Annotated in this window: 12 protein-coding genes; 5 read left to right on the plus strand and 7 right to left on the minus strand. The window is 63.4% G+C overall.

Features of this window, described 5'->3' with window-relative positions:
* Positions 1-909 carry a LysR family transcriptional regulator gene (locus JWJ88_RS19305; protein ID WP_240200298.1) on the minus strand — a complete coding sequence of 303 codons (909 nt, stop codon included), beginning with the start codon at positions 907-909 and terminating at the stop codon, positions 1-3.
* Positions 910-1,055: 146 nt separating this feature from the next.
* Between JWJ88_RS19305 and JWJ88_RS19310 the strand changes: the two genes are divergently transcribed.
* Genes JWJ88_RS19310 through JWJ88_RS19330 form a run of 5 tightly spaced genes read left to right on the plus strand, consistent with a single transcriptional unit; the run spans position 1,056 to position 5,986 of the window.
* The gene (locus JWJ88_RS19310; RefSeq protein ID WP_205296047.1) at positions 1,056-2,120 is read left to right on the plus strand and encodes an ABC transporter substrate-binding protein; all 1,065 of its coding nucleotides are present in this window, start codon (positions 1,056-1,058) and stop codon (positions 2,118-2,120) included.
* A gap of 43 nt (positions 2,121-2,163) precedes the next feature.
* Complete coding sequence (locus JWJ88_RS19315) at positions 2,164-3,072, plus strand: ABC transporter permease (protein ID WP_205296048.1); 909 nt, start codon at positions 2,164-2,166, stop codon at positions 3,070-3,072.
* The gene (locus tag JWJ88_RS19320) at positions 3,072-3,884 is read left to right on the plus strand and encodes an ABC transporter permease (RefSeq protein ID WP_240200299.1); all 813 of its coding nucleotides are present in this window, start codon (positions 3,072-3,074) and stop codon (positions 3,882-3,884) included. Before JWJ88_RS19315 ends, JWJ88_RS19320 begins: the two co-directional genes overlap by 1 nt.
* Positions 3,885-3,895: 11 nt before the next feature.
* Positions 3,896-4,966: an ABC transporter ATP-binding protein gene (locus JWJ88_RS19325; protein ID WP_205296050.1), complete on the plus strand. Its 1,071-nt coding sequence runs from the start codon at positions 3,896-3,898 to the stop codon at positions 4,964-4,966.
* Between the two features lie 18 nt (positions 4,967-4,984).
* Positions 4,985-5,986, plus strand: coding sequence for a dipeptidase (locus JWJ88_RS19330; protein ID WP_205296051.1), 1,002 nt, complete (start codon positions 4,985-4,987; stop codon positions 5,984-5,986).
* A 162-nt stretch (positions 5,987-6,148) separates the two neighbouring features.
* Here the strand turns inward: JWJ88_RS19330 and JWJ88_RS19335 are convergent, their stop codons facing one another.
* The 6 genes from JWJ88_RS19335 to JWJ88_RS19360 form a co-directional block, all read right to left on the minus strand.
* Complete coding sequence (locus tag JWJ88_RS19335) at positions 6,149-7,981, minus strand: tape measure protein (protein WP_205296052.1); 1,833 nt, start codon at positions 7,979-7,981, stop codon at positions 6,149-6,151.
* 15 nt (positions 7,982-7,996) lie between these two features.
* A complete protein-coding gene (locus JWJ88_RS19340) occupies positions 7,997-8,776 on the minus strand; it encodes a terminase TerL endonuclease subunit (RefSeq protein WP_205296053.1) in 780 nt (259 codons plus the stop codon).
* A gap of 169 nt (positions 8,777-8,945) precedes the next feature.
* Positions 8,946-11,174: an FTR1 family iron permease gene (locus JWJ88_RS19345; RefSeq protein WP_205296054.1), complete on the minus strand. Its 2,229-nt coding sequence runs from the start codon at positions 11,172-11,174 to the stop codon at positions 8,946-8,948.
* The gene (locus tag JWJ88_RS19350; RefSeq protein WP_205296055.1) at positions 11,171-12,727 is read right to left on the minus strand and encodes a multiheme c-type cytochrome; all 1,557 of its coding nucleotides are present in this window, start codon (positions 12,725-12,727) and stop codon (positions 11,171-11,173) included. Before JWJ88_RS19350 ends, JWJ88_RS19345 begins: the two co-directional genes overlap by 4 nt.
* A complete protein-coding gene (locus JWJ88_RS19355; RefSeq protein WP_205296056.1) occupies positions 12,724-13,107 on the minus strand; it encodes a hypothetical protein in 384 nt (127 codons plus the stop codon). The genes JWJ88_RS19350 and JWJ88_RS19355 overlap by 4 nt, the downstream gene beginning before the upstream one ends.
* Positions 13,108-13,216: 109 nt before the next feature.
* Positions 13,217-14,257 carry an imelysin family protein gene (locus JWJ88_RS19360; protein WP_205296057.1) on the minus strand — a complete coding sequence of 347 codons (1,041 nt, stop codon included), beginning with the start codon at positions 14,255-14,257 and terminating at the stop codon, positions 13,217-13,219.
* Positions 14,258-14,317 lie beyond the last annotated feature (60 nt).

Here is a 14,317-nt window from a genome sequence, read left to right on the forward strand (position 1 = left end):
TCAGGGAAGGTCCGGGACGCTGTTCCGGCCCTGGGTCCGCAGGAATTTCAGGAAGGTTTCCAGCACCTCGGACCTGTTCGTGCGGTCCCAGACCGCCGTGACCGGTAGCTTGTTCGTCACGTCCTGCAGCGGGCGCACGGCGACGCCCAGGCGCGGCAGATTGCCGACGCAGCTGGAATAGATCGTGACGCCCACCCCCGCGACCACCAGCCCGAAGATGCCTTCGCTGTTCGACGCCTCCAGCACGATGTTCGGAAAGAACCCCCGGCTGCGGCATTCCGCAAACAGCCTGCTGCGGAACGCGGCCCAGTTGTCGCCGGTGCCCAGCACGAAAGGCTCGTCCGCCAATTGCGCCAGCGTCAGGGACGGTTCGGCGCAAAGCGGGTGGGAACTGGGCAGCAGCGCGACATAGTCGTCCTGGTCGAAGATCATCTGCCGGGTCGTCTTGTGCTCGAAAGGCCCGATCATGAAGCCGATGTCGATGCTTTGCTGCAGCAGCGCGACATGCTGAAGGGTAGTCGGCATGAAGATCAGGTCCAGCCGGATGTCGGGATGCGCGCTAGCGAAATCGCGCAGCACATGGGGCAGGTGGCCGTTGATGGCGAAATCGGTATAGGCGATTCGCAATTCGCCCCGGATGCCGCGCGCCGCATGGCGGGCGCTGTTGATGGCGCGGTCGATCTGGCCTTGCACGGTCGCGATCTCGGACAGGAAGGCCTTGCCCGCCGCCGTCAGCTCCACCCGCCGGGTGGTGCGCAGCAGCAGGGGCACGCCCACCTCTGCCTCAAGCTGCTGGATGATCTTGGTCAGGGCGGGTTGCGCGATATGCAGCGCATCGGCCGCGCGGCCGAAATGCAGCTCGTTTCCGACTGCCGAAAAAGCGCGCAGATGGCGAAGGTCCAAGCCCATGGCATGGCTCATAATTGATAACTGACAGGAAATAATAAAATGCAAATTGATATTTTACAAATGGCGAATCGTCCTGCATCGTTTGTGAAACCTCCAAAAGACGCAGGGCCAACGAAGCCCGCCACACAACAGGGAGATTGTCCATCATGGCAAGTCGTATCATCGATTCCGGAACATTTTCGCGCCGCGGCACGCTGGGCTTTTTGCTCGGCGGCGTGGCCGCAGCCGCCATTGCGCCGCGCAGGGGCTGGGCCGCCGGCGGCACGGTCGTGGTGTCGAACTGGGGCGGCGACTGGAACGACCGCACGGTCCGTTACGTCGAAAAGCCGCTTCTCGAGGACAAGGGCTTCAGCATCGTCCGCGACCTGGGGACCGAACCCGAGCGCAAGGCCAAGCTGATCAGCGAAAAGCGCATCCGCCGCGCCTCGGCCGACGTGATCCACGTCAACAGCTCGGACGCCTTCGAATTGCAGAAGCAGGGGGTGGTCGCCGAGCTGGATACGGCGCGCATTCCGAATTACGCCGATACCGCCCCGGAACTGCAAAGTCCCTATTTCGTTCCCTGGCTCTATAGCGGCGTGGTCATCATCTATGACACCACCAAGGTATCCGAGCCGCCGAAATCCTATGCCGAGCTGTGGGATCCGAAATGGGCGGGCAAGGTCGGGCTGACCAATCAGCTTTACTTCAACTACATGATGATGGCCGGGCTGGTCGAAAAGGGCGACATGACCAGCGTCGAGGACGGCAAGGCCCGCTTGCAACGCCTGGTCGCGGACAGCAAGCCGCGCCTTTACGCCGCCCACCAGCAATTGCAGGCCGGGCTGGCCAATGGCGAGGTCGAGATCGCCGTGAACTACAAGGCGCGCGGACTGCAATGGGCGCATGACGGGCTGCCGCTGGCGTTCCAGTATCCCGAGGAAGGCGCCATCGCCGTGACCTTCGGGGCCTGCCTGACGCAATTCGCCGCCAACCCCGATGCGGGCTATGCCTATCTGGACGCCATGCTGGATCCGCAGGCCATGGCGGGTCTGGCCGAGGCCAGCTTCTATGCCCCCGCCAACACCAAGGCCGCGCTGTCGGACGACCTCCGTCAGCTTGTCGATTTCTCGGCCGAGGAGCGGGCGAAGATGCGCTTCCTCGATTTCGACTATGTGGCGCAGAACACCGCCGCCTGGCTGGAATGGTGGAACAAGTCCTTCGCCGTCTGACCCGTACGCCCGTTCCAACCCGCCCCTGCATGGGAGAACCTGCATGAGCATGACCGAGATGGCGGTCGATCCCGCCCCGCCGCCCACCCCCGCCGGCATGCCCCGGCGGCTGGGGGCCGCCTGGCTCAGCGCGCCGGCGATGATCTTCGTGGCGCTTGGCCTGCTGGCGCCGCTGGCCCTGATGCTGCGCAACAGCCTGAACCGCTATGACCCGGCCGAGCTGATGATCAGCGCGGTCACGGCCGAGAATTACACCAAGTTCTTCGGCGATGCCTTCTATCAAGAGGTTCTGTGGCGCACGGTCGGCATCTCGGCCCTGTCCACGGTGATCTGCTTGGCCGCCGGGATTCCGCTGGCCTATTTCCTGGCCCGCCATGTCGCGCCCGGCACCAAGCGCGTGCTGCTGCTGGCGATCCTGGTGCCCCTGCTGATCGGGAACGCGGTCAGGACGTCAGCGTGGATGCTAATCCTGAACGACCGCGGCGTGCTGGCAGCCTTCCTGGGCCTGTTCGGCTGGGACGGGCACCTGGGGCTGATGTATTCCTCGGCCGGGGTCACCATCGGCCTGGTCTCGGTCCTGCTGCCCTTCATGGTCATCACCCTGAACAGCGTCTTCGAATCCATCGACCAGAACCTGGAAGACGCGGGACAAAGCCTGGGCGCGGGCCACCTGACGGTGATGCGCCGGATCGTGCTGCCGCTGGCGATGCCCGGCATCCTGGCGGGCAGCGTCTTGTGCTTCATTCTGTCGATGAACGCCTATGCCACGCCGGTGCTGATCGGCGGACCGACATTCCACATGATGGCGCCGACCGTCTATCAGCAGATCGCCAAGGTGATGAACTGGCCCTTCGGCGCCGCCCTGGCCTTCATCCTGATGGCCGTGACGCTGATCCTGACGGTGGGCGTGTCGGTCCTGGTCCAACGCCGCTATCGGAAATGGAGCGAATGATGCCCGCACAGTCACGCGCCATCCGCCGGGGTTACGCCGCCTTTGCCGTGCTGGCCATCGGCTTCATCACCCTGCCTTTGGTCTTCATCGTCTGGATGAGCTTCTTTTCCAACAAGATCCTGTCCTTTCCTCCGCAGGGCTATACGCTGGACTGGTATCTGCGCGCATGGGAGCTGTCGGACTTCCGTAACGGCTTCTTCCTCAGCATCCGGACCAGCCTGATCGCCACGGGCATCGCCCTGGTGCTAGGGCTGCCGGCCAGCTTTGCCCTGGCGCGGACCCGCTTCAAGGGGCGCGAGACGATCAACACGGTGCTGATGTCGCCGATGATCGTGCCCGGCATCGTCGGCGGCAGCGCGCTGTTCGTGTTCTTTCTGGAGGTCGAGTTCCTGACCGGCTGGCGCATCGCCGGGACCAGCGCGGGCCTGCTGGTCGCCCACGGGCTGATCGCGCTGCCCTGGATGATCCGGCTGGTCACGACCTCGCTGATTTCGGTCAACCCCTCGGTCGAAGAGGCGGCGCGCAGCCTGGGGGCGGGACCGCTGACGGTGTTCTGGCGCATCACCCTGCCGGTCATCAAGCCGGGCGTGATCGCCGGGTCGCTGTTTGCCTTCATCAATTCCTTCATCGATCTGGAAAAGTCGCTGTTCCTGGTCGGGCCGGACAGCACGACCTTGCAGATCGCGCTGATCAACTATCTGGAATGGAATTTCGACCCGACCATCGGCGCCGTCGCCACCGTGCAGATCGCCCTGGTGACGGCCCTGCTGATCGTCACCGACCGTTATGTCAAGCTCAGCCGCGCCTTCTGAAAGGATCAACCATGTCTGACGTCGTTCTTCAGGATGTCGCCAAGCATTACGGCACCGCGGTTGCGGTGGAGAACATGACCCTGCGCATCGCCGATGGCGAGCTGGTGGCGCTGCTGGGGCCCTCGGGCTGCGGCAAGACCACTACCCTGCGCATGATCGGCGGCTTCGTCGATGCGACCAAGGGGCGGATCACAGTGGGCGGGCGCGACGTGACCGGCCTGCCGCCCAACCGGCGCAACATGGGCTTTGTGTTCCAGAACTATGCCTTGTTCCCGCATATGACCGTGGCGCAGAACGTAGCCTTCGGGCTGGAGATGCGCAAGGTGAACAGACCCGACGCCGCCCGCCGCGTGCGCGAGGCGCTGGCGCGGGTGCGCCTGTCCCAATATGCCGACCGCCTGCCCAAGCAGATGTCGGGCGGCCAGCAGCAGCGCGTGGCCCTGGCCCGGGCGCTGGTGATCGAACCCGACGTGCTGCTGCTGGACGAGCCGCTGTCGAACCTGGATGCCTCGCTGCGCCAGGAGATGAAGCTGGAGATCCGCCAGTTGCAGCAATCCCTGGGCCTGACCACGGTATTCGTCACCCATGACCAGGACGAGGCGATGAGCACATCCGACCGCATGGTGCTGATGCATGACGGTCGGGTCGAACAGGTCGGCGCGCCCGACCAGATGTATACCCAGCCCCGTTCCGCCTTTGCCGCCGGCTTCCTCGGCATCCCGAACCTGCTGCGCGGGCGCATGGCGGCCGATCACGCCAGCTTCGTGACCGATGCGGGGCCGGTCCTGCGCCTGGCAGGGCAGGCGCCCGTCGCAGGTCCCGCCTGCCTGGCACTTCGCCCCGAGGTGGTGGCGATCTCGACCACGGCGCCCACCGAAGGGGTCAATGCCCTGGCGGGCCGGGTCGAGGTGATGAGCTTTCACGGCGCTGCGGTGGAATACCAGATCGCGACCGAGGCCGGGCCGCGCATGACCGCGCGCGCCACCGCGCCTGGGTTGGGCGGCGCCGCGCCGGTGCCGCAGGGCAGCCGCGTCTGGCTGTGCTGGTCCCCCTCTGTCGGCGTGATCGTCAGCGAACACTGAAACGAACAGGAGAAGACGATGAACGACCTGACCCCCGTTTCCGGGGCCGATGCCCTGCACGCCCGATTGACCGTCGTGGACGGGCTGATCGTGTCCGATTTCGACCGCGCGATCTTCCAGGACATGCGGCGCGGCGGCATCACGGCCGCCAACTGCACCTGCTGCATCTGGGAGGACTTCACCGGCACGATGCGCAACATCATGCAGTGGAAGCAGTGGTTTCGCGACAATGACGACCTGATCCTGCAAGTGCGCAGCACCGCCGACATCCGCCGCGCCAAGGCCGAAGGCAAGACCGGCATCATCCTGGGCTGGCAGAACATCACCGGCATCGAGGACCAGATCGGCTATCTGTCGCTGTTCAAGGATTTGGGCGTCGGCATCATCCAAATGGCCTACAACACCCAGAACCTTGTCGCGACCGGCTGCTATGAATCCAGGGACGGCGGGCTGTCGGATTTCGGGCACGAGGTGGTGTCCGAGATGAACCGCCTGGGGATCCTGTGCGATCTGTCCCATGTCGGTGCGCAAAGCAGCCGCGACGTGATCCTGGCCTCGCGCCAGCCGGTCGCCTATTCCCATTGCCTGCCCGCCGGGCTGAAGGCGCATCCGCGCAACAAAACGGACGAGGAGTTGCGCTTCATCATCGACCATGGTGGTTTCGTGGGCGTGACTATGTTCACGCCCTTCCTGGCGCGCGGGACCGATGCGACGGTCGACGACTATGTCGATGCGATGGAATACGTCATCAATGTCTGCGGCGAGGAGCGGGTCGGCTACGGCACCGACTTCACCCAGGGTCACGGCCAGGAGTTCTTCGACTGGATCAGCCATGACAAGGGTTATGCCCGCCGCCTGACGGACCTGGGCACGATCAAGAACCCCGCCGGCCTGGACTCGATCGGCCATACCGGCGCGCTGACCGCCGCCATGCAGCGCCGGAACTGGCCCGAGGCGCGGATCGAGCGCATCATGGGCGCAAACTGGGTCACCCTGCTGGCGGAGATCTGGCGGGCTTGAGCCGAACCTGGCTGTATTACAATGACCTGTGGGAAGTTAACTGTGTGAATCCAAAGTGATATCTGAGATTCATGAGTAGACCGTGACCAACCATATACAAGCTACGAACTGGCCAGCCCAATATGCAGCACTTTAGCACCGGGCCTCGATGTCGATCTAGTTCTATCCCGGCGTGAGCTGCGATGCAGCGTAGACGGGCCAGCGTGGCGGCTGGCGGACGTGTAACCATGCTGCCATGTCGATGTGTCTGCCCATGAAGATTAAGTTTGACATGGCGCTTAATGCGCCGGCACCGCGTTTTGCATTATCGTTGATCTCTTCCAATTTCCTAGCCGCGTCCTCGGCCTGTTTGCCTGCCTCGGCATAGGATTGTGCCAGCCGGTCTATTTGGGCCTCTAGCTGGGGCGTGACTTCTTTACCCGCTTGCTGGGCAGCAGCCAGAAGTTTGGCTTTTGTCTCGGCATATTGGGCTGCATCACCGTATTCCTTGGTCGAACCGGTCAGCGTGCCATATACCTGCGACTGAAGCTGCATAAGCGCAGTCCGTTCGCGGATGGATTTAGCCTCGCGTTCAAAGTCGTCCAGCTTCTCGCGCGATGCACCACCACGCTTACCTTTGCCACCGCCCTTGTTGCCACCGCCCGTGGCCGGGTGATCCTCAATACTTACCGGCTCGGCACTTGGTGCGGATGGCGGGGGCACATAATCCGCCGCGTTGAAGAATGTCCCGGTGTCCGTATTGTTGCCGAAACTGTATCGGGGAATATTTGCGGCCTCGGCCCGTAGCGCCGCCAGTTCCTCCCGCACCCTTTGCAACTGCGCTACCGCTGCATCAGTATTAAGATCAAACCGCTTGTCGCTTTCGATCTGCGTTTCCAAGCCCTCGATTAGCCGTTCGAGCGTGGCTATCTTGTGCTCGGCCTCGCGCACGTCTGGATTGAGGGTCAATCCGTTCTCATTGATCCCCAGAATCTCATTAAGGCGGGCAAAAAAGTCAGAATTGCCAATATCGTTCAGCCAGTTAGTTCCGGCTTCCTCGGCTTCGCGGATAATATCCACGATGCGCCGAACCTCGGTAACAAAGCCCTCGGTGTCGAACCGATCCAGCCCATCGCCCAGATCGCCAATGGCACGGGCAAGACCTTCAGAAGCCCCGGAAGCTCGGTCGAACTCGCCCACCACCGTCACAAGGCTGTTGCCCAGCCGCGTGAACGCCTGCCCCACGGTCGTTTGCGAAGTCTCGGCTTGCCGGCGCAGTTCGCCAGACCCGGCCTCGAACGCGCGGAAAAACGCGGTGCTGGACACCTTGCCATCGACCACCAGCTTGCGAAGCTCGGCCACCGAACCATTGGCCTCTTTCAGGCCGCGCGCCACGGCCTGCGCAATCGTCGGGGTGCCTTCCAGAATGGAGTTGAATTCCTCGGCACGGACGACGCCACCGCCAAGGGCTTGGCTAAGCTGCAAGAGCGATCCGCTGGCGGTGTTGGCATCGGTCCCGGCCACCTTCAGCGCGACCGCAACCCCATCCGTGAACCGGATAAGTTCGTCGCCGCTTACACCCAATTCTTTCTGGGTCAAAGCCAGCTTGGAATACAGATCAACCAGAGAGGCGATCGGGGCAGAGTTGCGTTGCGCAGAGCGAAAAAGCTGATCATAGACGCGCGAAAGGTCCGCGCCTTCAAGGCCGGCCACGCGCAGGGCATTCTGCATCTGGGTCGCGGAATCGGCAAGTTGAGCGTAGTTGCGCACCTGCCGGGTAAGAACGGCAGTGGATATACCAGCGGCAAGCGGCCCGGATAGTTTCCCGAAACTTGCCCCGATCCTGCCGCCCAAGCCCTGATAGGCATCCCCGATCTTTTTAGCATTCTGCCGGGCCAGTTGCTCCATGCGCTTTGAGGCGCGCTGTTGCTGGGTGATGGCGCGGTTAAAGTCTTTTTCCCATTTGGCGACGTTCGCCTCAAGCTTGACCAACAGGCCGGTTTCATCGAGTGCCATTCAAAATCCTACTCGTTACGCGACCAGAAGGCCGGAAATATCGTCGCGGTCGTAAAGGCCGCGTTGTTCATGGGCGATGCGGGCGCGGCTGACGGCCATGGCCGAGGCGACGGCGGCGTCAATGCGGCCATTGCTGCGCTGTTTGTGCATCCGCACCAGCCCGCTTTGCGGGTTCGTGGAGACGGCCACGTTGTCAAAATGGCTGCGCATCACCGGGTCGCCGTCATGGCGGATCAGATCGCCATTCACCGCCTTGACCAGCTCACCGATGGCACGGGACATCTGCATGACGGATTGCGGGTGCTGGAAAACCGGCAGGCTGTCATCTGCAAGGTTCTGCATCATCTTATTGGCTAGATGCGGGTCCACCGCGATCTCTTGCACGTCATAGGTGGCGCAAAGCTCGCGGATATGATCCTCAACCTGCTTTTCGTCGATGATGCCAGCCGGGCAAACGTCGATCAGCCCTTGGTCGTGCCATTCCTGATAGGGGGCACGGTCCTTGTCGCCCTTGGCCTTCAGATCGGCGGCAGGCACAAAGCAGCGATTGCGAAGGCTGGAAGCGCCGCCCTGCCCGAGGCCCGGGGTGCTGTTCCATGTGTCCAGCCCACCGGCGCGAGCCTTTGGCGCGCTGATCGCGCGCATACTGGACCTGCCCGAGATCAAGGCCGAAACCGACGAACTGTTCGCATTGCCGGTGACGCCTGCGCCCGATCCGCTTCCACAGAACGCCGCGCCGGCTTGGGTGCTGCCGCTATTGCGGCTGATGAAATCAGCAAGATTGGGGCAAAGCACGGCGCGCGCTTCCGGGCCACCTTCCTGCCGGTATTGAGCTACCCGATGTGCAAGACGCCGCTGCCATCTTGGTCCGCTTCAGGCTTTTCTAATCCCGTCCTGTCGGCATCCAAAGCATTGCCCCGCCTCATGCCGAGCGCGGGGCTTTTTGATGCCGAGCCAGAATTTTTTACTGCCAAAGCTGGCCCGCCGCCACAGTTGTACGAGACCGTTTGTTATACCCATTGACTGCAAACGTGACGAGCAACACCACGACGACCAGCGCCTGCGCGGCCAGCGGTTCGGCGACGGGGAAAAGGCCGAACCACAATTGCAGCCAGTCGCGGTCCGGGAACCATCCGACGGGGGTTGCACCGATCAGTGCGGCTGTCTGCAGGCCGCGGATGCCCGCCCCCACAAGCATGATCGCCAGCAGCGACAACAGCACCGATGTCGCCCGGAAGAACAGCGCAAGCGGCAGGCGGCGCCCGGATACCAGCACCAACCAGCCGGCCGCTATCACGCCCGCAAGGCCCAGGGCCAGACCAAGCATGACCGGCATGGCCGGGGCATCAACCAGCAGCGCCTCGTAAAACAATACCGTTTCGAAGCCTTCGCGAAAGACGACCAGAAAGGCGAGCATAGCGACCGATCCGGGCGTCACGCTGCCGGCAAGCTTGCGTCGAAGCGCACTGACCTGGCCGCCCTGCGCCGACAGCCCCATCACCATCCAGACCAGCACTACGGCGGCGACCAGCGCCGTCCCGCCTTCCAACGCCTCGCGCGCAAGGGTGGAGATCGAGAACAGCCAGCGTGCCCCCGCCCACAGCGCAAAGCTGCCGGCGAGCGCCGCAACGACGCCCACGGCGAGGGGACGGCGGAAACGCGCGGGGTCGACGCCCTCGGCCCGCAGTGCCGCCATCAATGCGGCAAGGATCAGCACGGCCTCCAGCCCCTCGCGAAACAGGATCGCCGAGGATTGCAGCACTGCGCCAAGACGGGAAATCGGGGCCTCGATCTTTTCGCGCGCTCCGTTCAGGTCTGTCTTGATGCCCTCGACCTCGGCCAGAAAAGCATCCTCGGGCGCATGATCGGCCACCAGTCGCCCAAGCCCGAACCGATCCGCGCGCCCTTCCCAAAACCGCGCCTCAAGTCGCAGTGCCATGGCCGGGGCGCGTGGCACCAGCCGCTGTTCGATATCCGGGTCGAACCAGGAATAGGCCTCCAGCCGCTTGAGCTCAGCCCCCTCCCAATCGCCCTGCCCCACCATCAGGACAAGCTCGTCCAGTGCCGCCGGCAGGGCGTCCACCGCTGCGGCATATCCGCCACTGGCGACTTCCTCGCCGAAAAGGCGGTCGATCACCTCCAGCGCCTCGGTCACACGCGGTTCGATCCCGTCTTCGCGCGCGGCCATGATCTGCGCCATTTCGGCCATCAGCGTGCCCAGCCGATCCGCCGCGGCGCGGTCTGCGATCTCGGGCGCCAGATCGCCCAGGATCATCGCAGCGCGGTCACGAAAAAGCAGCGCCTCGTTATATTCCATCGACGAGCGGATTACGCCGTCACGTATGCCGTCGCGGTATTCTTCCCAGACCAGCGCAGTAAAGCGGCGCAGAAGTCGGGCGCGACGTAGGGTTTCCTCGGGTGTCAGCGCAACGGGTGCATAGGTCGCAAGCCGGGCCTGAACCGCAGCCAGTGCCGCGGGGTCGCCTACGGCAAGCGCAAGATCGGCGGCAAGGGCGGCATGCTCCTGTGGGCCAAGGCGTTCCGCCAGGTTGGCGCCCAGATAGGTTACCATCCCCTCGATCCGCCCCAGATCAGAGGCATATTGCACCATCCGTCCGCCAGCCGCGTCATCGGCAGCCCGCGCCAGCGCAAGGCGCAGTTCCGAGGCGGCGACGATCAGCAACTCATCCTCGACTGTCTGGCGCGCGGCTTCTGGCGAAATCTGACCCGCGCGCAACGCCTCGACCGCCATGACGGCACGGGTGTCACCCGAGGCACGGGCATAGTCGCGGATATTGAGCCAACCTGCCGCCGTTTCTGCGTCACCCGCCTCAAGCGCGGCCAGCGCGTGATCGCGCGCACCCTGCATCAACCCGGTCCAGATCAACTGCCGACCGCGCGCGACGCCTTGGGCATCTTCGCGCGCAACGCTGTCGGCAAGCCCGGCAAGCGCCGTCTCAGCGGCCTTGCCCTGCGCACCGAAGGCAGGGGCGGTTTGGGTCCAGATCTCTCGCATTTCGGCAAGGCGCGTGTTTGCCTCGATCATGCGTTGCGGGCTTGCCGGCATGAGAAAGAGCCGCTCAAGCCGCCCTGTCTCACTGCGCAGGAATTCGGCCGCCTCCCAAGGGGTTTCCGCCCGAAGCGGGGCAGCGATCAGGCAGAACAGGACGATCAGGGCTTGCAGCAGCCTCATTGCGTGGCATCCGGCAAATCGGCTGAAAGCTCAGCCAGGGTGAATGAGGGCACGGCCATATTCAGCCGCAGGTTCTTGTAGAGCAGATCTTGCAGCGCGACCCGGTAAAGAAGCTTTGCCTCGACATGGAACGGGCCACGGGCGCCTTCAGGCAAGGGCACGTCGTAGCGGACCACGTCCTCGCCCCGCGCCGGGATCGGTTTGCGAAGCCATATCACCTCGGCGGTGACAAAGGTCAGGTGGTCGGTGATCCGTTCCCCCTTGCTGTCAAGGAAATGCTCGATCCAGGTCACGGCCTCCGGGTCTTCGACGCCAAGCCGTTCCGCAGCACCGCCGGAACGATAGACCTCTTCGCCCGCGCCATCTGTCACGACCACTTCCAGCCACATGTGTTTCTGGTCGTTGACCCCGGTGGGCAAGTTATGTCCCGCGCCAAGGTTCTGAACCGCGATGTCCAGTTCCAAACCAGTCTCGGTCGGACGCTGGCCGCGCAGTTCAAGCCCCGCCGCCGTGCGCAGGAAAGCGGCGGTCTGGCGGGCCTGCTCCTCGATCGTGGCGCGGTTCATCTCTGCATCGACGCCGGGCAGCAGACCGCCGCGCAGCACCAGAAGCATGTCCCCCAGCGAACTGTCCGCCATCACATGGTTGGCGCCGATGAAACGGTGGGAATAGCGCGCGGGCTTGTCGGTGCGCCCCTCGCGCAGCGCCATGACCTGCCCCGCCGGATCACCGGCCATGTGGCAATCCTGACAGGTGACGCCCTGCGCCCCATACCAGCTATCCCGCCATTCGACAAAAGTTGACTGCACGGTCTGGTGTGCTTTTGCCCGCGACATGGACTCGTCATAGCTTTCGGTATGGCAGCCGCCGCAAAGGTCCGAACTTTTCATCAGCGCGGCAGTATCAGGGGCGCCATATGCGGCAAGGTGGGCGCGCGGATCAGCCAAAAGCAGCGCGCCTTGGGGCTGGTCGCGCTCTGCCTCTGCCCGGTCATAGGCAAGCGTCACTGCGCCGTTGCCCTTGATCGGGTCGGCATGGATCGCGGTGTGACAGGCGATGCAGCTTATCCCTTCGCCCAAGGCTTCGGTCGGCTCGACGGAAACGAAGCGGTTGGTCCGACCCGAAAGCATCTCGGCAGGGGCGTGGCAACCTTCGCAGAAACGCGCCTGCTCAGGACCATGGCGCAGCAGGTCGGAATTGATATCGACGGTGACTTCATAGACCAAGTCCTGATCGGCGATGGCGTGAAGCGACCCGGCCCATTCCTCGAACTCCCGCTGGTGACAGGTGGCGCATTCCGCCGAGGACGGCAGGCGTTTCGGATCGCTCATCCGGCCCGAGGCCGACAGCATGCGCGAGGGCCAAAAGGCCCGCTCCGCGCCGGTTTCATCCGGCCCGAACGGCATGCGATAGAACGGAATATCCTCCAGCGCGACACCCGTGGGTCGGGGCGCGGGACGCAGCGCAGCCCAAGCCGCCAGCACCACAACAGCCGCCAGTGCGGCAAAAGCCAAAGGGCGGGCATGGAATTTGAACTGTGATTTGAGTTTCACGGCTTTACCCATTGCCAGTGGCGCAACGTCAGATGGGCAAGCAGCCCGACGACAGCCAGCCACGAACCCCAGAAATGCAGCCACGACAGAACCGCGCTGACATCACGCGGCAGGAACCAGACCGGGCCGAACAACCACAGAATAGCCGGCACCGCCATGATCAGCCCACCGCCCAGAACCAGCACATAGGCCGCAAGCAAAAGCCAAGCCAGCACGGTGAAACTGTGTCGCTGGCTGCGGGCCAGACCTTGCGGCACATGCGCGAACAGCCATGGGATGAGAATCGCGGTAAAGGCGATGCCCCCAAAAAGATGCAGGATAAGGATTGCCCCCTCGCCGGGGTGCAACCACAAAAACAGGCCCGAGAGGAAAAGCGCCATGAAAGCGGCGCTCAGCAGGGCCGAACGGATGCTTCCCCCATAAGCATGGGGAAAGGACCCGGGTTGGGGATGGCTTGCGGCTTGTCCCATTACAAACGCATCAAGAGCCTCAGCCCTTGATATCCACCCCATGCTTCGCAGCCGCCTGCAGCACCTGAGCGACGATCCGTTCGGCGATATCCTGCGTTTCACGCCCGATCATATCGGCTTCCTCGGGGGTGAATTTCTCGCCGCCGTTTTCGCGTTCATTGGTCTGGCTGACAAGCGCGATCAGGTCTTCGAAGCCGCGGGTGATCGAGGCATCAAGCGCCGGATCATCGGTTGCGATCACAGGGGCGAGCGCCGAGACATACATCCGCTGGCAACCGCCCATGATACCCAGAACGTCCACCAGCCGGCTTTGCGCCACAAAGGACAGGGCGTCACCACCGACAAATTGCGATTCCTTCCATTCGGCGAAATAGTCGCCCACGGTCGGCGTCATCACCACAACGGCGGTGAAGGCATCATCGCGGTTTGGCACCCAGGCCGACATCTCGGCTTCAAGTGCCTGCGACCATTCGACCAGCGCGCGCGTGGCGCCCACCGCCAGATTGGCGTCGAACAACACTTCTCCTGTCTTGACCTGGCCATCGCCGTCAAGATCGGCCTCAAGCTTTGCATGGGCCTCGTTGGTGCCCCAGAACAGGGGTTCGGTAATGCCATGGAACAGGTTGCCCGGCTGCTCCAGAACAGTGCCATCGGGCAGGGTCAAATCGTATTCGGCAACGTCCTCTTCCTCGTCACCCGGATTTCCAGCGTCAAGGATAAGGTCATATTTCGCGGTTGAGGGGATGCCCGCGACGATGCCTTCGATCACTTCATATTGGTTCGAGGCGGCAAGCCATTGCGTGCGCAATGCCTTGATCGTCTCGGCCAGCTTTGCGCCGTCGGCTTCCCACGCGGCGGCATAATCGCCGTTGTGGGACGCGATGATCGCGGCATAGGTTTCGGCCCCGGTGTTAAGCTTTTTAGCTTCGGCGATCAGGGCGCCGTTATGTTCCAGCGTGAACGCCTTGATCTGGGCCAGGCCCTCTTCCTCGGTTATTGCATACGCGGCAGTGCCAAGGGCCATTGCGGCAGCGGTTATCATCAATTGGGTCAGACGCATACGGGTTTCCTTCCCTGAATCATCTCAGATTTCGTTGGCTGACTTCCCGCATCCATAAGA

Origin of the sequence: Paracoccus methylovorus (assembly GCF_016919705.1) — a bacterium.
Classification (GTDB): Bacteria; Pseudomonadota; Alphaproteobacteria; order Rhodobacterales; family Rhodobacteraceae; genus Paracoccus; species Paracoccus methylovorus.

Coding starts and splice junctions, on each gene's coding strand:
- JWJ88_RS19360 (WP_205296057.1), bottom strand. CDS start 14,257: ATGCGTCTGACCCAATTGATGATAACCGCTGCCGCAATGGCCCTTGGC.
- JWJ88_RS19330 (WP_205296051.1), top strand. CDS start 4,985: ATGAACGACCTGACCCCCGTTTCCGGGGCCGATGCCCTGCACGCCCGA.
- JWJ88_RS19325 (WP_205296050.1), top strand. CDS start 3,896: ATGTCTGACGTCGTTCTTCAGGATGTCGCCAAGCATTACGGCACCGCG.
- JWJ88_RS19315 (WP_205296048.1), top strand. CDS start 2,164: ATGAGCATGACCGAGATGGCGGTCGATCCCGCCCCGCCGCCCACCCCC.
- JWJ88_RS19305 (WP_240200298.1), bottom strand. CDS start 909: ATGGGCTTGGACCTTCGCCATCTGCGCGCTTTTTCGGCAGTCGGAAAC.
- JWJ88_RS19320 (WP_240200299.1), top strand. CDS start 3,072: ATGCCCGCACAGTCACGCGCCATCCGCCGGGGTTACGCCGCCTTTGCC.
- JWJ88_RS19355 (WP_205296056.1), bottom strand. CDS start 13,107: ATGGCGCTTTTCCTCTCGGGCCTGTTTTTGTGGTTGCACCCCGGCGAG.
- JWJ88_RS19310 (WP_205296047.1), top strand. CDS start 1,056: ATGGCAAGTCGTATCATCGATTCCGGAACATTTTCGCGCCGCGGCACG.
- JWJ88_RS19345 (WP_205296054.1), bottom strand. CDS start 11,174: ATGAGGCTGCTGCAAGCCCTGATCGTCCTGTTCTGCCTGATCGCTGCC.
- JWJ88_RS19335 (WP_205296052.1), bottom strand. CDS start 7,981: ATGGCACTCGATGAAACCGGCCTGTTGGTCAAGCTTGAGGCGAACGTC.